The sequence below is a fragment of the Sphingomonas sp. ERG5 genome (genome assembly GCF_000803065.1).
Classification (GTDB): Bacteria; Pseudomonadota; Alphaproteobacteria; order Sphingomonadales; family Sphingomonadaceae; genus Sphingomonas.
The window spans coordinates 1-15,500 of the sequence record NZ_JSXI01000055.1 but is presented as its reverse complement, the minus strand read 5'-3'; the positions used below and the strand labels follow the sequence as shown (position 1 = coordinate 15,500).

Here is a 15,500-nt window from a genome sequence, read left to right as displayed (position 1 = left end):
CACGGCGTCATTATTGGCCTGCTGCGTCAACGCCGGGTCGACCATGATCTGGTCCTGCAATGCGCTGGTGAGGGCCGGATCGCGGGTGTTGCCCGCGGCATTGCCGTCGATCAGCTCCTGATCGAGCGAATCGAGATTGCGATCGCCTTCACGTGGCCCGCAGGCGGCAAGCGCCACGGGCAGGACAAGAGCCATTGCTCCAAGATACCGACTGCGAACCATTGAACACCCCCGCACAGGCGACAAGCATGCCCGGAAATGGGTTAAGATTGCGTTGGTGACGCTTGTGCGGCGGCGGCGGCGGCGCCGGAATGGCGGGATCGATCCCCACTTGCGCGGCGAATGGGCTGTCGCCATGTTCGGTCCATGCTCAATATCTTCTCGATCCTGGTGGGTCTCCTCGTCCTCCTGCTTGCGCTGGTCGGATTCATTCCGTTTCTCGGCTGGCTCAACTGGGTGATCATCCCGATCGGGATCGTCGGCATCGCGCTCGGCGCGCTGTCGTCGAGCAAGACGGGGCGCAATCTGAACATCATCCTGGTGATCATTTGCGCGATCCGCCTGTTCGTCGGCGGCGGCCTGCTCTGAGCCTTCCCCACTGATTGATACGAAAAAGGCCCGGTGATCGCTCACCGGGCCTCTCGTCGTTTCCGATATTCCGCCGTTTAGCGGCAGCTGACCTGGCCACGATCGATCGACTGGCCGAGCAGCGCGCCCGCGCCGCCGCCGAGCAGCGTGCCGATCGTCTTCGACCCGCCATTGGTGATCGAATTGCCAAGCAGGCCACCGGCGATGCCGCCGATGATCAGGCCGGTGGTGCCGTCATTGCGGCGGCAATAATAACGACCATTGCTGCCGCGATAGATGCGGTCGTTGCGGCTCAGCCGGCGCGGCTGATAATAGCGACCGTCGCGATAATATTGGTCGGCATAATACGTGCGCTGGCCGCGTTCGTAGCGGTTGTAATCATAATTGCGGTACTGGCGCCAATCGCGAACCGAGCGGTTGCGGTCCTGGCGCGCGTCGCGCACATCATCGCGATAGTCGCGGCGCGCGTCGCGAACGTCGCGGCGTGAATCGGCATCGCGCCTGTCGCGGCGATAGTCGCGCTGCGCGTCGCGGACATCCTCGCGATATTCGCGATTGGCCTGGCGGGGATTATTCTGCGCGGCAGCCGGAACGGCGGCGGGCAGGGCGATCGCCGCGAGGGCGGCAAGAAGTGCGATACGCATGATGCGTTTCCTTCGTCATGAACAGTGCGGGTAGAACGCCCCGGCCCGCTATCGGGTTGCGTGAACGGGAAACTACGTCCCGTTCATCGTTCCGACAGCGGTACGACGGGAAGATTCAGCTGTTCAGGCTGTGCGTCAACGAGATTTCCGCGTTGAGCACTTTCGACACCGGGCAATTCGCCTTGGCATCGGCGGCGATCGCGGCGAACTGTTCCGCGTCGATTCCGGCGATGGTCGCCTTCAGGTCGAGTTCCGATTTTGTGATCGAAAAGCCGTCGCCATCCTTGTCGAGCGTCACTTTCGCGCTGGTCTCGATCGTGCCGTCGCTGAAGCCGGCACGGGCGAGCGCGAAGCTCAGCGCCATGGTGAAGCAGCTCGCATGGGCGGCGGCGATCAGCTCTTCCGGATTGGTGCCGGGTTCGTCGCCGAAACGCGTGTTGAAGGCATAGGGCGTGTCCGAAAGCACCCCCGATTGAGTCGAGACATGGCCCTTGCCGTCCTTGCCGAAGCCCTCATACCGGGCCGATCCGCTGCGCGTCGTCATGTCGTGAGATCCTTTGCAGATACCAAAAGGGGCGCGGCATCACGCCGCGCCCCTTAAGTGGTGCCGCAAAAGCTTAGCGGCAACGGCGCTTTGAGGTGCCACGATCGATTTCGCGGCCGAGCAGGCCACCGGCGACCGCGCCGCCCAGCGTGCCGACCGTACGGTCGCCGCGCGTATCGATGGTGCGGCCGAGCAATGCGCCGGCGACGCCGCCGACGATCAGGCCGGTGGTGCCGTTGGGCTTGCGGCAATAGGTGCGGCCGTCACGGCCACGCCATTCGCGATATTCGTTATTCCGCTTGCGTGCTTCCGCCTGGCCGGTGGGCACCGCCATCGTTGCGGGGATGACGAGCGAGGCGGCGGTCAGTGCCATGATGAAACTGCGCATATGATTTTTCCCTTTATCTGGATCAATACCGGGTCCGTAACGCTCCGTTTCTAACAGCGGTTGCATGAACCCAAAACAACGATCCGTTCATGTGCCGCCGCCCATCGCAAATCGATCCACGTTATCCACGTTATCCACAGGCACGGCACGTCGTTTTCCTGTTGGTGCGACTCGGATTTGATGACAGCATCATGACTGTAAGCAAGGGATGCGGAAGCGAGAAATCGCAGAAACATCAGGAGCTTATGCCGAGAGAGCGAACAGGTGCCGCAAGGAAACCATTGGCGATGTCGGCGGGATGCAGGTCCCCCGAGCCGATCGAGCAAGACCGTGAAAGCGGTGGCGGTCGAAAGGAGACGAGGCAGGCATTCCAGGCGTCCTTCGATATCCCCGCGATGAGAAGGGCGTTGGCTGCAGGAAGCCGGAAGAGCGCGCGCTGGTCCTTCGGGACAGGCGAGACGGATCCGGGAAGAGAGTGGCCGAGGCGAGAGACAGGGCTTCGGCCCTGACTTGAGCTGGCCGCCGAGGTCGGGATTGCTGAAGATCGCAAGATCATCGCGCCCGACCCCGGTGACCGAACCGCAAAGCCTGCCGCCGTTCGCGGCGCAGGGGGAGCGTGCCGCCGAAACCAGAAGGCGCGGGCATTCTTTCGGGAAGGCCAAGCGGATCGAAGTCCGGCGACAGGGGGTCGGCAGCGATGCCGGCCCCTATTTGCGTTTGGGGGTTTCGGTTCGGCATCCGTTGCGCTGCCTTCCCGCATGATCGCCCCCGCATGATCGCCCCCGCATGATCGCCCCCGCATGATCGCCATCGCCCCGGGCTCATGCCCCGGGGGCCAGCCAGCCGGAAATCCGAAAGCGGTTATTCTCGCGGCCTGGTCGATTCCCGGAATTGAGCTGTCGCTTCTCTAGAGCGGTTTCGAGCTGGGTTGACCCACTCCCCGTTCGCCCTGAGCCTGTCGAAGGGCACGCGCAGCGCATGGGCTTCGACAGGCTCAGCCCGAACGGGGGACGATTCCACCCAAATCGATGGTGCTCTAGACACGTAACCTTCTCCTGCTTCCCCGGCGAAGGCCGGGGCCCAGGCGCGGGGGCGTTTATGGGGTGCGCGGCACCTGTTTACCAATGCCTCCCAACTGGGCCCGGGCCTTCGCCGGGGAAGAAGAAAACATGAGCCTGAAGGCGATGTCCCCGAACAAATCGGCATGACGGTGGGGTTGGAAGGTCCCCATCTTCGCGAAAGCCGCCAACTTCGCTAAGGACTGCCGATGCTCCCCGTCGCAACGCATGTCCTGCCCGAATTCGCCCCCTGGTTCGATATCGCCGGCCTTGCCGTGTTCGCCGCCTCCGGCGCACTCGCGGCGGCGAAGCGCGGGCAGACAATGGTCACGCTGACGTTCTTCGCACTGATCACGGGTGTCGGCGGCGGCACGGTGCGCGACCTGCTGATCGGTGCACCGGTTTTCTGGATGCAGGACAGCCGGTACGCCGCGGCGTGCCTGACGGTCGCGTTCGTCATCTGGGCGACGCCCGAACGCTGGTGGAAGGGGGCGGCGCTCGACTGGTTCGATGCGGTCGGGCTCGCCGCCTATGCCGTGTTCGGCGCGGCCAAGGCGCTTGGCTATGGCGTGCCCCCGGTCCCGGCGATGCTGATGGGGGTCGTCACGGCCTGTGTCGGCGGCATCATTCGCGACGTGCTGGCGGGCGAGCCGTCGATCCTGATGCGGCCCGAGCTTTATGTGACCGCGGCGGCGCTGGCCTCGACGCTCTATATCGGCCTGGTCCTGCTCGGCACGCCGGTCGCGATTGCCGCGACGATCGCCGCGCTGGCCGGGTTCGCGCTGCGTGCGGCGGCGATCCACTTTCACCTTGCGCTGCCAGCCTATCGTGCGCGGCGCTGAACTATTGTGTCGCTTGGCTCATTGCCACACCATGAGGGCGTGAGACGTAATCCGGGGGCCGATATGGCGAATATGTTTGCGATGATGCTGGGGTTGGCCTTGGTCGCCGGTTGTTCCGATCCGGTCCGGCAGGCCGAAGCGCAACAGGCAGGGGCCCAGGACGCGAAGGACGAAGTCGTCAAAGTAGCGCCGGACGATCCGGCGATGGAAGCGGCAAAGCGCGAGGGGCGGCGGACCTTGTCCGAATTCTGGCGGCACCAGGCCAAACCCGCGCGGGACGAGACGATGTTCTCGCTCAAATACGACCTGCTGCCCGGGCCGGCGGTCGAATATGTCTGGGCGTCGGTCGTGAAGCGCGACGCGCAGGGCATCGTCGGTGAACTCGGCAATACCCCGGAGGCGCCGGGCTATACGCTCGGGCAGCGCGTCAGGATCGACGAGGGCGACATCATCGATTGGCAGTATCGCAAGGGTAGCCGCATGGAGGGCCATTACACCACGCGCGTCCTGCTCGATCGGATGCCGCCCGCGGAAGCGCAGGAATATCGCGCCGCGCTCGGCTGGTGACGCCGCCCATCCGTCACCGGTACGCCCGTATCAGATTCGCACCACGCCCACATCGCTGAACGGCTTGGGTTCGACCGGCGGACGGGCCGAATCATTCAACTCGCACTGCCAGAAGCCGACATCGATCCATTGGCCATTCTTGTAGCCGACTTCGCGGTACACGCCGGCGCGGCGGAAGCCGACCGCCTCGTGCATGCTGATCGACCCTTCATTGGGCAGGGTGATCACGCCGATCGCCTGGGTGAAGCCCTGCGCGCGCAGCGTGTCGATCAGCGCTTCGTAGAGCAGCCGCCCCGCACCCTGGCGCTGGACGGTGCCGGCGACATAGATCGAGGTTTCGACGACGTAGCGATAAGCCGGGCGATCGCGAAAGCGCGCCGCGAAGGCATAAGCGATGACGCCGCCTTCATCGTCGCCATTGGTCGCGACGATCCAGGGATAAAGCCCGTCCGACGCCGCCATGCGGCCGCGCATCGCGCGCGTATCGGGGGCGTCGATCTCGAACGACGCGGTGCCGGTCAGCACATGCGGGGCATAGATCGCGGCGATGGCGGCGGCGTCTTCCGGCCGTGCGGCTCTGATCGCGATCACTTGGTGAACCGCGCGAGCAGGAGGTCCATCAGGCGCAGATCGTCGCGGGTCGGCAGGGCGGGGCCCATGCCGACGCATTCCAGGCAGCGCGCCTGGATCGACGATGACTTGGTCAGCCGCCGCATGTCGCCGACCGCGCGGGCAAAGACCGCCTGGCGATCGCCGCTGATGCGCGCGAACACATCGCCGCCCGCTTCCTCTTCATCATCGCTGCTGCCGCCCCATTGCGCGGCAAGCGTCGCCAGCCAGCCGGGTTCTTTTTCGAGATACACCGCATGGACCTTGGCCGGGTCGAGCTTGGCGCGCTTCGCGGCTTCGTCGATCGCGTCCTTGAGCGTGCCGAACCGGTCGACCAGCCCAAGCTGATGGGCGGTGCCGCCGTCCCAGACGCGGCCCTGGGCGATTTCGTCGACCCGCTCGACGGTCATCTTGCGCGCGCTCGCGACGCGGGTCAGGAACTGGCGATAGCCATGCTCGATCCCGGCCTGTAGCACGCGGTCGACTTCCGGGGTGGTGCCGCCGATGACGTCGGGCTGGCCGGACATCGGCGTGGTGCGGACCCCGTCCGAGGTCACGCCGATCTTGGCCAGCGTGTTCTCGAAGGTCGGGATGATCCCGAAAATGCCGATCGAACCGGTGATCGTGGTCGGTTCGGCGAAGATCGTATCGCCCGCCGTCGCCACCCAATAGCCGCCGCTGGCCGCGACCGCGCCCATCGACACCACCACCGGCAGCTTCTGCGCCTTGGCTTCGAGAATCGCGCGGCGGATCTTTTCCGATGCGAGGGCGGAGCCGCCCGGCGAATCGATCCGCACGACCAGCGCCTTGAGCTTCTTCTTGGCGAGGCCGTCGAGCACCGCCTTGGCGATGGTGTCGCCGCCGGCGGTGCCGGGGTCGGCCTTGCCGTCGACGATCTCGCCCGCGACGGTCAGCACGCCGATCGCGTCGCCGGAGGTCGGCAGCGGATTGGCGGCGAGATAGGCGGCGTATTTGATCGTGTTGAAATTGCCCGCGGGCTTGCTGCTGTTGGTGCCGGCGAGTTCACCCACGCGCTTGTCGAAATCGATCCGCTCGGCGAGCTTGTCGACGATGCCGGAATCCAGGTTCGACTTGGCGATATCGCCCTGTGCTCCCGTGACCACCGCGTCCGGCGTCATCAGCAGCGGATCGAACTTCGCCTTGGGCCGGGCCTTGGCGATCGCCTGTTTCCACTGGTCGAAAATGACGCCGGACAGCGCCTGCGAAGCCTGTTTCGCCTCGGGCGACTGGTCGCTGCGCGTATAGGGTTCGACGAACGACTTGTACTTGCCGACGCGATAGATGTGCGCGTTGATGCCGAGCCGGTCGATCAGTCCCTTGTAATAAAGCTGGCTGCCGCCGGGACCGGTGAACAGCGTGCCGCCCATCGGGTTCATCCAGATTTCGCTGGCATTGGCGGCGAGGCGATAGCCGGAATCGGTATAGCCGGTGGCATAGGCCAGCACTGGCTTCTTGCTGTCGCGCACCCGGCGGATCGCGTCGGCGACCTCGTTCACCGCCGCGGGATAGCCGCCGGCAAAGCGGTCGAGGTCGAGCACGACGACCTTGACCCGGTCATCGTCCTTCGCCTTGTCGAGCGCGCGCACCACATCGCGCAGGCGGAATTCGCCGACCGGCGCACTGCCGCCGGCAAATGCGGAGAATGGATCGGCTTCGGCCGGCTGCTCCACGATCGTGCCGCTCAAGTCGAGCACCAGCGCGCCGTTGCCGATTGTTGCCGGGCTTGGCTTTGCGGCGAGCGCCGCGAACAACAGGCCGAAGAACAGCAGCATGGCGGCAAGCACCAGCGCGTCCTTGATGCCGACCAGGATCTTCCAGGCGCCTCGAACCAATTTCACGTCTGCAGTCTCCGTTGCCGGCGCGTTTTATCCGCCATCACGGGCCATCTAGCCCGGCGTGTACGGTTTCAGCAATACGCGCCGTACCATAAGCTGTCCCATGATGTGGTGGCGTGACGTGGTGGCGTGACGTGATGGCGTGACGGGGCGGCGATTGCCCGGTAGGGGCGTCGGCGTGACGATGACCGCGATCAATCCGCCGCTTGCCGGGCGCGCACCCAGGACCATGGGAGAGGAACTGCGCGCATTGCTGTGGCTCGCCGGGCCGCTGGTCGGCGCGAACCTGCTGCAGATGGGCGTCGCCGGGGTCGATGTGATTTTCGTCGCGCGGCTCGGCACGGTCGAGTTCGCCGCCGCGACGCTCGGCGTGTTCATGTTCAATGTCACCATGTTCGCATTGATCGGTCTGACCAGTGCCGCTGCACCGATCATCGCCGCCGAGCTCGGCCGGCGGGCGCATGCCGTTCGTGAAATAAGGCGGTCGTTCCGCATGGCGCTGTGGCTGGCGATCCTCGGCGCATTGCCGTTCCTGCTCGTGCTGGCGCATGGCGAGACATTGCTGCTTGCCGCCGGGCAGGACCCCGCCGTTGCGCGGCGCGCGGGCGCGTTCCTCGATATCACGCTGTTCGCGCTGGTCCCGGGCATCGCCGCCGCCGTCATGCGCACCACCGCGGCCGCGTTGGGCCGGCCCGGCTGGGCGTTTCTGGTCACTGGCCTTGCGCTGCTGACCGCGATCCTGGGCAATTGGTGCCTGGTGTTCGGCAATGCCGGTTTTCCCGCACTTGGCCTGGAAGGGTCGGGGATCGCCACGGTCGTGACCATGACCGTGATGATGCTGGCCTATATGGTGATCCTGGTCAGCGATCGCGCACTGCGCCGCTATCGGCTGTTCGGGCGCTGGTGGCGTACCGAATGGTCGCGCTTCTTCGAGATCGTCCGGCTTGGCGTGCCGATCGCACTGACCTGGACGTTCGAGGGCGCGCTGTTCGGCGGCGCGGCGATCCTGATGGGCCTGATCGGGGTGGCCGAAGTCGCGGCGCACGCGATCGCGCTCAATATCGCCGCGGTCGCTTTCCAGGTGCCGTTCGGCGTCGCGCAGGCGGCGACGATCCGTGTCGGCATGGCGTATGGCGCGCGCGACCATGTGTGGATTTCGCGCGCCGGCCGGGTCGCGTTGATCGTCGGGATCGGCTTCATGACGGTGACGGCAACGTCGATCTGGACGCTGCCGCGGCTGTTCATCAGCGCCTATATCGATGCGGATGCACCCGCGAACGCGGTCGTTGTCGGGCTGGCGCTTCACTATCTTGCCGTCGCCGCGCTGTTCCAGCTGGTCGACGGCGCGCAGGCGGTCGCGGCGGGCATCTTGCGCGGCATACAGGACACCCGCATCCCGATGCTGATCGCCGCGTTCGGCTATTGGGTGATCGGTTTCGGCACCGCGATCCTGCTTGGCTTCACCTTCAACCTGCAAGGCGTCGGGATCTGGCTCGGGCTTGGCGCCGGCCTGCTCGCGGTGTCGGCGCTGCTGCTGTGGCGCTGGTCGGCGCGGGGGCGGCTGGGGTTGCTGCCGAACTAGTCCTGCACGCTAGGTCTTCGGCTTGCTGTACCAGAGCGCGTTGACGATGATCCACTTGCCGTCGAACCGACCCATATGGAAATAGTCCACGAACCAGGGCGTTTCCAGGCGCACCGACGCCGCGCTGTCGGTGACGTCGAGCACGCGGCATGAGCGGTCCCATTGCTCACGCGGCGTCCTGAGCGCACCGTTCCTGGTCAGGCTGATCAGCTCTTCCTTGGTCATGCGGCGCAGGCCCAGCCGTTCATAAGGCGTGTCGCCAATCACGGCGCGCTTGGCGAGGTCGGGGTGGAGCGACCGCGCGACCCGGTCGGGCGCTCCCTCCAGCTGGCCATCGATATAGTCGAAACAGGTCGCCTCGATCGCTGCGATGGTGGCTGCATCGGCCGGTGCGGCGGGGTTTGCCACGGCCATGGCTGATGCAAGAAGATACGATAACATGGCCAATCTCCCGGACGCTCTATCCCGATGCGACGATATGGGGCGATGCCGCCGCTGTCGATCCGGCCGGATCGACAGCGGCGTGATATGGCCGCTATTTTCCCTTTTCTATGCAGCGCAGATGAAGGGCATAAGAGCCTGCGCCGGTGTCGGGATCATAAGCGACATTGTGACATTCGATCTTGCGCGCCTCCGGGACGGACGCCCATATTTCCTCGAGCTTCGCATAGGCGGCGCCTTCCTGCTCGCCGCATTTCACATCTTTTTCAAAGTCGCCGCCGGCAAGTTTCCGGCAAAAGCTATCGAAATTATAGATGGGAAGCGCTTCGGCCCTTGCCTCGATCGCTGCGCCGGGTGCCGTATCGGCCGGTGTAGCGGGACTTGTCGCGGCCATGGCTGATGCAATAAGATAGATCGACATCATGGCCGTCTCCCGGGCTGAACCGCGCGAACGACGCTATTGAACGGTGCTCTCCCTGTCGATCGGGCTTTTCGTCGCAGGGGTGGTTGACGATCGCGCCATGGCTCCACATATGCGCCGTGCTGGCACTCGACTCGTGAGAGTGCTAACAATGATTCAGATCATCACCACTAGAAGGGCTATCGCGCATGAGTTTTCGTCCATTGCACGACCGCGTCCTCGTCCGCCGGGTAGAAGCGGAAGAGAAGACGGCAGGCGGGATCATCATCCCGGAAACCGCCAAGGAAAAGCCGCAGGAAGGCGAAGTCGTCTCCGTCGGCACCGGCACCCGCGCCGATGACGGCAAGATCACCCCGCTCGACGTCAAGGCCGGCGACAAGATCCTGTTCGGCAAATGGTCGGGCACCGAAGTCAAGGTCGACGGTGAAGACCTGCTGATCATGAAAGAGTCGGACATTCTTGGGATTGTTGGCTGACGCCAACGGGCTCGGGATCGTTGGCTGAACGCCACGATTTCTCTGAATTTCTTCCATTCTCAATCTTCTGAAAGGGTAGCCTCAACATGGCAGCCAAGGACGTAAAATTTTCGCGTGACGCGCGCGAACGCATTCTGCGCGGCGTCGACATTCTCGCCGATGCGGTGAAGGTCACGCTTGGGCCGAAGGGCCGCAACGTGGTCATCGACAAGTCGTATGGCGCACCGCGCATCACCAAGGACGGCGTCACCGTCGCCAAGGAAATCGAGCTCAAGGACAAGTTCGAGAACATGGGTGCGCAGATGTTGCGCGAAGTGGCCTCGAAGACCAACGACGTGGCCGGCGACGGCACCACCACCGCGACCGTTCTCGCTCAGGCGATCGTTCGTGAGGGCATGAAGTCGGTTGCGGCCGGCATGAACCCGATGGACCTGAAGCGCGGCATCGACCTTGCGGTCATCGAAGTCGTCAAGGACATCAAGGCCCGTTCCAAGCCCGTCTCGGGCACCAAGGAAATCGCTCAGGTCGGCATCATCTCGGCCAATGGCGACACCGTCGTCGGCGAGAAGATCGCTGAAGCGATGGAGCGCGTCGGCAAGGAAGGCGTGATCACCGTCGAGGAAGCCAAGGGCCTCGAATTCGAACTCGATGTCGTCGAAGGCATGCAGTTCGACCGCGGCTATCTGTCGCCTTACTTCATCACCAACCCGGAAAAGATGTCGGTCGAACTGAACGATCCGTACATCCTGATCCATGAGAAGAAGCTGTCGAACCTGCAGGCGATGCTCCCGATCCTGGAAGCCGTCGTTCAGTCGGGTCGCCCGCTGCTGATCATCGCTGAGGACATTGAGGGTGAGGCTTTGGCCACGCTCGTCGTCAACAAGCTGCGCGGTGGCCTGAAGGTCGCTGCGGTCAAGGCGCCTGGCTTCGGCGATCGCCGCAAGGCGATGCTTGAGGACATCGCGATCCTGACCAAGGGCGAGATGATCTCGGAAGACCTCGGCATCAAGCTCGAGTCGGTGACCGTCGGCATGCTCGGCACCGCCAAGCGCGTCACGATCGACAAGGACAACACCACCATCGTTGATGGTGCTGGCGACCATGAATCGATCAAGGGCCGCACCGATGCGATCCGTCAGCAGATCGAGAACACCACCAGCGACTATGACAAGGAAAAGCTCCAGGAGCGCCTTGCCAAGCTCGCCGGCGGCGTTGCCGTGATCAAGGTCGGCGGTTCGACCGAAGTCGAAGTCAAGGAGCGCAAGGACCGCGTCGACGACGCTCTCCATGCAACCCGCGCAGCGGTCGAAGAAGGCATCGTCCCCGGTGGTGGTACGGCTCTCCTGTATGCAACCAAGGCGCTTGAAGGCCTTAAGGGTGCGAACGACGACCAGACCCGCGGCATCGATATCGTCCGCAAGGCGCTCTACGCGCCGGTCCGCCAGATCGCGCAGAATGCCGGTCATGACGGTGCGGTGATCTCGGGCAAGCTGCTTGAGGGCAATGACCCGAACCTGGGCTTCAACGCTCAGACCGACGTGTACGAGAACCTCGTCGAAGCCGGCGTGATCGACCCGACCAAGGTCGTTCGCACCGCGCTGCAGGACGCGGCCTCGGTCTCCGGCCTGCTCATCACGACGGAAGCCGCCGTGTCCGAGCTGCCGGAAGACAAGCCCGCCATGCCCATGGGCGGCGGCGGCATGGGCGGCATGGGCGGCATGGACTTCTGAGCCGAAGGGCGGCCTGATTGAGCGAAAGCTCGGTCAGGACTCGCCCGAGCCCCTGCCAAGCACCGACCAACGTAAAAGAGAGGCCGGGGAGCAATCCCCGGCCTTTTTTTTGCGGTCATTCGCTGAACCCGTGCCACGACAATCTTGATGATCGGCACGACATATGCCGCCATGTGATGATCATGCGCGCGCGGCATTTGCGCCACCGCGCTTTCCCCGGACAATTCATTGCGCTACATTTGGGGACCGAGCCGGGAGTCATTATGGCGAGTAGCTTCCCCGATCCGTTCGACCCTGTCCGTCGCATGCTCAGGCGCGCTGTTCTTCAGGCGCTCGATCGGGCGATCGTCGCGGTGCAGCGCGAAGTGCGCCGCGAGATCCGGGCCCGGCTGCGAAGCCTTGCCGAAAGCATCGAATATGTGACCGCGGTCCTTGGTCGCATGCCGCACGGCGCGGCGAACATCGTCGCGGATTCGTTTCGCGGCCCCTTCTCGCGCGCGCTGACGCCGGGGGAGGTCGCCCTGATCGTGCAGGCGTTCGGCACTCAGCCCGTTTCCCCAGGCGATGTGCGCATCGTTCTCGGCCCGGGCGATCAGCCCCTGGCGGCGGCGGCGTTCATCAACGGCAATCCGGCAATCACCATCGGCAACACGATCTATATGAAGCCGAGCGTCTATCAGAAACTTGGCGGCCGGGACTTGTCGGCCAGCCCCGAAGGCGTCGAGATGCTGCTCCATGAATATACTCATGTGGTGCAATATGCCCGGCTTGGCTTCGCGGTCTTCGGCAAACGCTATGCCAGGGAATTTCGCGACAGCGGCAATGATGCCGGGAAGATGTACGATTATCGCTCGCGTAAGCTGTCCTATGATCAGGAAATGATCGAGGGCCAGGCGGCCATTGTCGGCGATTATGCCCAGCAGATGGCCTTGACTCCCGCGAAGCAGAATGCGGCCTTGATTCAACAGCTTCGCACCAAGTTGCGCGGAACCGGTATTTTTGGGCAATGATCATATGACTGGTTTACGCATTGCCGCGCTGGTCGCGGCCCCCGTGCTGCTGATCCCGCTGCTGGTCGCCTGCCAGCAGGAATTGCCGGTCGCCGTGACGGCGGAGCGCGGGCAGGTGGTGTTTTCCGTGCCCGCGACCAACCCGCCCTGCGTGAACGAGATCCGGGTCGCGCCCGCCAGCGCGCCGAAGGATAGCGTCTGGGCGGTCGATTCATCGGATTCGAAACACTGCCATACGCGCTTCGCTTATGGCGCATTGCCCGCGGGCTTCACGCAGATCGTCGCGGCGGAACCGCTGAAGTCGGGCAGGCTGTATCTCGTCGCGATCGAGCGCCCCGGCGCGATGGGCATCACCTTTTTCGAGCCCGGAAAAGCCGATGGCTCGATCGAGCGTGATCCGCCGGCCAATTAGGCCGTCCCGGTCGAGATCATCTCCGGGAAAGCCTGTGATATTCCGGCCGGGCAATCCAGTCACGGGGGAGGCTGATGTCCATTGTCCCGCTGCGTCACGTGGTGCGCGAGACCGGGGGCGACGAGGCGAGGGCGCATTCGCGGAAGATGTGTGAACTTGGGGTTGGGTAAGCCATTAATATAATTAAACTATCCCGCTATTGCGGCGTGTATTCAATATGACAAACTTCACGCAGTCTTTCACGGGCAGATATCAAATGATATGGACTTCCTTTATCTGAAAGTTTTTGTGCCCAATGAATTGATCTCAATATGTCCGAGCAATTTCCGGACGACATTAAGCTATTTGATAAAATTGACATTCCGTACGTGCTGCCATTTTCGGCGTCGATTTTTGCCCAATAACTTGAACTTTTCATGCACAATGCTTCCGTAGAGTTCCGCAAATTTATATTACGTGCCCAGCATTCTTCGTAATGTGACAATAATAATCTTGAGCTTTCCTTGGATCCTTGAAGGGCTCTGATTTCAGCCGCGCGCATGGCTTTGTCAGTGCTTTGTGTGGCTTTTATCTGTAAGTTGTTATTATTAAATATTAATAGTAAAATGGATGAGGTTAAAAGAGCTAACAATGTCAAAAGTTTCTTGCTCATTTTTTGAACTTCTCATCCAGGAAATTGGAAGCTGTGCAATTATATTCTATGGAGTCTCTTTAGGCAGGTTATATCCAGTGATTTTCTTTATAACCAAGGTTGCTGGCCTGCTCTCTCCATCAGATCCAAGATAAGTTCCTGCTACTGACATTTTAATCGGCAACCCTCCCTGGTTGGCATTGAACCGCATTTGCCTCAACAAGGTTTCATGATGTCCACCGTATAGGCCACTGCTCGAGAAGTCGACAGCCAGTGTATGGTCGGGGCAAGCATCGATTCTTGCATAGTCCCCATGGGTGTCGGGATATATCTGCACATTCAATTCACTAAAGGAAATCGTATTATTGTAGCTAATATTGCAAATGAAATTGATTTTCTGCCCATTTTTGCCAAAATTTGCGCATCCGCATGCCAAAAAGACCATTAGAAATGGAAAAATCTTAAGCATTTGACCGCCTGATTTCAGGAAAGCTTGTCAGAATAAACATCCCTAAACCCCACTTTGAAAGCTTTTGTTGCGAGTACCAAAATTCTGGGAATTAATAATATTCTTTCAATCAAGGATCTGGATTGTGCGGCCTCAATAGAAATGAGCTTGCGTTCAGAAAATACATGTCCCTCTTCTGTGGCACGTTTTAACCAGGCGATCGCTCTTTCATCGGAGGCCGTGCCTCTTGCGCCTTCCAGGGAATTACGGTGACAGTTTACTTAACCCCTAAACTCTTCGGAACCGGCCCACGTTTAGCGGGTGCCAGCGTCCGGCCGGTGCGCGTTTCCAGGGCGGTGATCCACTCGGTATCGCCAATCGGCCTCCCGATCGTCTCCGCGCGGCGCAGGGCGGCATAAGCCGTCGCCTCGTCGATCTCGTCGTCCAGAAAGGCAGCGAAGTCACTGATCCGCTCCAGTGCCGGGGCGACCTTGACCAGCGCGTCATCCTTCCCAGCGAGATGCGCCGCAACGCTTGACCAGCGCCAGCCCTTCGCTCGCTCGACCAACCGTGCCCGAACCGGATTGAGGCTGACGTAGCGCAATGCATAAGCGAGATGGGCATCATCCATCGCCACCGACCCGAATCGTCCCTGCCACAAATGCCCGGTGCGCCGTGCCCGCGCGTTGATGAAGCCGGTATAGCGACGATGTAGTTCGCCAAAGGTGCGGCGCAATCCGTCTTCATCGTCGGGGACGACGATCGCATGAATGTGATTGGGCATCAGGCAATAGCCCCACTCCTCGACCTTCGCTCGCGTCGCCGCCTCGGCGAACAGGTCGAGATACAGCGCATAATCACCATCCTCGAAGAAGGTCGTCTGACGCCCGTTGCCGCGTTGCGTCACGTGATGCGCGAGGACGACGAGGCGAGCCATTCACGGAGGCTAGGGAATTTAGGGGTTAAGTAACCTCTCACCGTAATTCAATAAATTATTCACAGCTATGGTTGCTTATTAACTGATTTTTCTACGCAAATATGATGTAATTTTCTTCATAAGAAATATCGGTAAAATAATAGTTAGAGATACTAACAATATAAATACAAAAAATACACCAAATAAACTCGATTCGGCACCATTTGCTATTGCGTATGAATCGAACATTATCGTTTTATATAATAAAAATACACCAAGTATTATAACAAATGTTAAAATAATTAACAGGAAAGAGAAAAAAGTTCTGATAAGAATA

Annotated in this window: 18 protein-coding genes and 1 pseudogene; 8 read left to right on the top strand and 11 right to left on the bottom strand. The window is 61.8% G+C overall.

Annotated features, from left to right (window positions below; genetic code table 11):
* Positions 1 to 195 (bottom strand): annotated as a pseudogene (locus OO12_RS17815) (hypothetical protein); the annotation flags it as partial.
* Between the two features lie 171 nt (positions 196 to 366).
* On the opposite strand from OO12_RS17815, the gene OO12_RS17810 reads away from it, so the two are divergent.
* Entirely contained in the window at positions 367 to 588 is a 222-nt protein-coding gene (locus tag OO12_RS17810) for a hypothetical protein (RefSeq protein WP_034160081.1), read from the top strand.
* A gap of 77 nt (positions 589 to 665) precedes the next feature.
* Here the strand turns inward: OO12_RS17810 and OO12_RS17805 are convergent, their stop codons facing one another.
* The 3 genes from OO12_RS17805 to OO12_RS17795 all read right to left on the bottom strand — a co-directional run bounded on the left by OO12_RS17805 (position 666) and on the right by OO12_RS17795 (position 2,164).
* Positions 666 to 1,232 (bottom strand): glycine zipper 2TM domain-containing protein, encoded by a 567-nt coding sequence (locus OO12_RS17805; RefSeq protein WP_034160080.1) that lies wholly within the window; start codon positions 1,230 to 1,232, stop codon positions 666 to 668.
* A 115-nt stretch (positions 1,233 to 1,347) separates the two neighbouring features.
* Positions 1,348 to 1,776: an OsmC family protein gene (locus OO12_RS17800; protein WP_034160079.1), complete on the bottom strand. Its 429-nt coding sequence runs from the start codon at positions 1,774 to 1,776 to the stop codon at positions 1,348 to 1,350.
* Between the two features lie 73 nt (positions 1,777 to 1,849).
* A complete protein-coding gene (locus OO12_RS17795) occupies positions 1,850 to 2,164 on the bottom strand; it encodes a glycine zipper 2TM domain-containing protein (protein WP_034160078.1) in 315 nt (104 codons plus the stop codon).
* 1,267 nt (positions 2,165 to 3,431) lie between these two features.
* Between OO12_RS17795 and OO12_RS17785 the strand changes: the two genes are divergently transcribed.
* Positions 3,432 to 4,064, top strand: a complete 633-nt coding sequence (locus OO12_RS17785; RefSeq protein ID WP_034160076.1) for a trimeric intracellular cation channel family protein — start codon at positions 3,432 to 3,434, stop codon at positions 4,062 to 4,064.
* Positions 4,065 to 4,127: 63 nt separating this feature from the next.
* On the top strand, positions 4,128 to 4,631 hold the full coding sequence (locus OO12_RS17780) for a DUF2314 domain-containing protein (protein WP_034160075.1): 504 nt from the start codon (positions 4,128 to 4,130) through the stop codon (positions 4,629 to 4,631).
* A gap of 30 nt (positions 4,632 to 4,661) precedes the next feature.
* Here the strand turns inward: OO12_RS17780 and OO12_RS17775 are convergent, their stop codons facing one another.
* Together OO12_RS17775 and sppA are read right to left on the bottom strand one after the other, a co-directional pair.
* Positions 4,662 to 5,222: a GNAT family N-acetyltransferase gene (locus OO12_RS17775; RefSeq protein ID WP_034160074.1), complete on the bottom strand. Its 561-nt coding sequence runs from the start codon at positions 5,220 to 5,222 to the stop codon at positions 4,662 to 4,664.
* Positions 5,219 to 7,099, bottom strand: a complete 1,881-nt coding sequence (gene sppA, locus OO12_RS17770) for a signal peptide peptidase SppA (protein WP_034160073.1) — start codon at positions 7,097 to 7,099, stop codon at positions 5,219 to 5,221. The genes OO12_RS17775 and sppA overlap by 4 nt, the downstream gene beginning before the upstream one ends.
* A 181-nt stretch (positions 7,100 to 7,280) precedes the next feature.
* Here sppA and OO12_RS17765 point away from each other — a divergent pair, with 181 nt between their 5' ends.
* On the top strand, positions 7,281 to 8,678 hold the full coding sequence (locus OO12_RS17765; RefSeq protein ID WP_052216007.1) for an MATE family efflux transporter: 1,398 nt from the start codon (positions 7,281 to 7,283) through the stop codon (positions 8,676 to 8,678).
* Positions 8,679 to 8,687: 9 nt separating this feature from the next.
* Here the strand turns inward: OO12_RS17765 and OO12_RS17760 are convergent, their stop codons facing one another.
* Together OO12_RS17760 and OO12_RS17755 are read right to left on the bottom strand one after the other, a co-directional pair.
* The gene (locus OO12_RS17760) at positions 8,688 to 9,119 is read right to left on the bottom strand and encodes a nuclear transport factor 2 family protein (RefSeq protein WP_034160072.1); all 432 of its coding nucleotides are present in this window, start codon (positions 9,117 to 9,119) and stop codon (positions 8,688 to 8,690) included.
* A gap of 94 nt (positions 9,120 to 9,213) precedes the next feature.
* The gene (locus OO12_RS17755) at positions 9,214 to 9,540 is read right to left on the bottom strand and encodes a hypothetical protein (RefSeq protein WP_160296840.1); all 327 of its coding nucleotides are present in this window, start codon (positions 9,538 to 9,540) and stop codon (positions 9,214 to 9,216) included.
* Between the two features lie 188 nt (positions 9,541 to 9,728).
* Between OO12_RS17755 and groES the strand changes: the two genes are divergently transcribed.
* The 4 genes from groES to OO12_RS17735 all read left to right on the top strand — a co-directional run bounded on the left by groES (position 9,729) and on the right by OO12_RS17735 (position 13,168).
* On the top strand, positions 9,729 to 10,016 hold the full coding sequence (groES, locus tag OO12_RS17750) for a co-chaperone GroES (protein ID WP_034160070.1): 288 nt from the start codon (positions 9,729 to 9,731) through the stop codon (positions 10,014 to 10,016).
* Between the two features lie 86 nt (positions 10,017 to 10,102).
* Entirely contained in the window at positions 10,103 to 11,746 is a 1,644-nt protein-coding gene (gene groL, locus OO12_RS17745; protein ID WP_034160069.1) for a chaperonin GroEL, read from the top strand.
* Positions 11,747 to 12,009: 263 nt separating this feature from the next.
* Positions 12,010 to 12,756, top strand: coding sequence for an eCIS core domain-containing protein (locus OO12_RS17740; RefSeq protein ID WP_160296839.1), 747 nt, complete (start codon positions 12,010 to 12,012; stop codon positions 12,754 to 12,756).
* A gap of 4 nt (positions 12,757 to 12,760) precedes the next feature.
* Positions 12,761 to 13,168, top strand: a complete 408-nt coding sequence (locus OO12_RS17735; RefSeq protein WP_152616505.1) for a hypothetical protein — start codon at positions 12,761 to 12,763, stop codon at positions 13,166 to 13,168.
* 196 nt (positions 13,169 to 13,364) lie between these two features.
* On the opposite strand, the gene OO12_RS28150 is transcribed toward OO12_RS17735, so the two are convergent.
* The 3 genes from OO12_RS28150 to OO12_RS17730 form a co-directional block, all read right to left on the bottom strand.
* Positions 13,365 to 13,820: a hypothetical protein gene (locus OO12_RS28150; protein ID WP_152616504.1), complete on the bottom strand. Its 456-nt coding sequence runs from the start codon at positions 13,818 to 13,820 to the stop codon at positions 13,365 to 13,367.
* A 46-nt stretch (positions 13,821 to 13,866) separates the two neighbouring features.
* Positions 13,867 to 14,268, bottom strand: a complete 402-nt coding sequence (locus tag OO12_RS28145) for a hypothetical protein (RefSeq protein WP_152616503.1) — start codon at positions 14,266 to 14,268, stop codon at positions 13,867 to 13,869.
* Positions 14,269 to 14,524: 256 nt separating this feature from the next.
* Positions 14,525 to 15,184: a transposase gene (locus OO12_RS17730; RefSeq protein WP_034160066.1), complete on the bottom strand. Its 660-nt coding sequence runs from the start codon at positions 15,182 to 15,184 to the stop codon at positions 14,525 to 14,527.
* Positions 15,185 to 15,500: the final 316 nt, after the last annotated feature.

Excerpts from the sequence above, each read along its gene's own strand:
- OO12_RS17810 (WP_034160081.1), top strand. The coding sequence starts at position 367 with ATGCTCAATATCTTCTCGATCCTGGTGGGTCTCCTCGTCCTCCTGCTT.
- OO12_RS17805 (WP_034160080.1), bottom strand. The coding sequence starts at position 1,232 with ATGCGTATCGCACTTCTTGCCGCCCTCGCGGCGATCGCCCTGCCCGCC.
- OO12_RS17800 (WP_034160079.1), bottom strand. The coding sequence starts at position 1,776 with ATGACGACGCGCAGCGGATCGGCCCGGTATGAGGGCTTCGGCAAGGAC.
- OO12_RS17795 (WP_034160078.1), bottom strand. The coding sequence starts at position 2,164 with ATGCGCAGTTTCATCATGGCACTGACCGCCGCCTCGCTCGTCATCCCC.
- OO12_RS17785 (WP_034160076.1), top strand. The coding sequence starts at position 3,432 with ATGCTCCCCGTCGCAACGCATGTCCTGCCCGAATTCGCCCCCTGGTTC.
- OO12_RS17780 (WP_034160075.1), top strand. The coding sequence starts at position 4,128 with ATGGCGAATATGTTTGCGATGATGCTGGGGTTGGCCTTGGTCGCCGGT.
- OO12_RS17765 (WP_052216007.1), top strand. The coding sequence starts at position 7,281 with ATGACCGCGATCAATCCGCCGCTTGCCGGGCGCGCACCCAGGACCATG.
- OO12_RS17760 (WP_034160072.1), bottom strand. The coding sequence starts at position 9,119 with ATGTTATCGTATCTTCTTGCATCAGCCATGGCCGTGGCAAACCCCGCC.
- OO12_RS17755 (WP_160296840.1), bottom strand. The coding sequence starts at position 9,540 with ATGTCGATCTATCTTATTGCATCAGCCATGGCCGCGACAAGTCCCGCT.
- groES (WP_034160070.1), top strand. The coding sequence starts at position 9,729 with ATGAGTTTTCGTCCATTGCACGACCGCGTCCTCGTCCGCCGGGTAGAA.
- groL (WP_034160069.1), top strand. The coding sequence starts at position 10,103 with ATGGCAGCCAAGGACGTAAAATTTTCGCGTGACGCGCGCGAACGCATT.
- OO12_RS17740 (WP_160296839.1), top strand. The coding sequence starts at position 12,010 with ATGGCGAGTAGCTTCCCCGATCCGTTCGACCCTGTCCGTCGCATGCTC.
- OO12_RS17735 (WP_152616505.1), top strand. The coding sequence starts at position 12,761 with ATGACTGGTTTACGCATTGCCGCGCTGGTCGCGGCCCCCGTGCTGCTG.
- OO12_RS28150 (WP_152616504.1), bottom strand. The coding sequence starts at position 13,820 with ATGAGCAAGAAACTTTTGACATTGTTAGCTCTTTTAACCTCATCCATT.
- OO12_RS28145 (WP_152616503.1), bottom strand. The coding sequence starts at position 14,268 with ATGCTTAAGATTTTTCCATTTCTAATGGTCTTTTTGGCATGCGGATGC.
- OO12_RS17730 (WP_034160066.1), bottom strand. The coding sequence starts at position 15,184 with ATGGCTCGCCTCGTCGTCCTCGCGCATCACGTGACGCAACGCGGCAAC.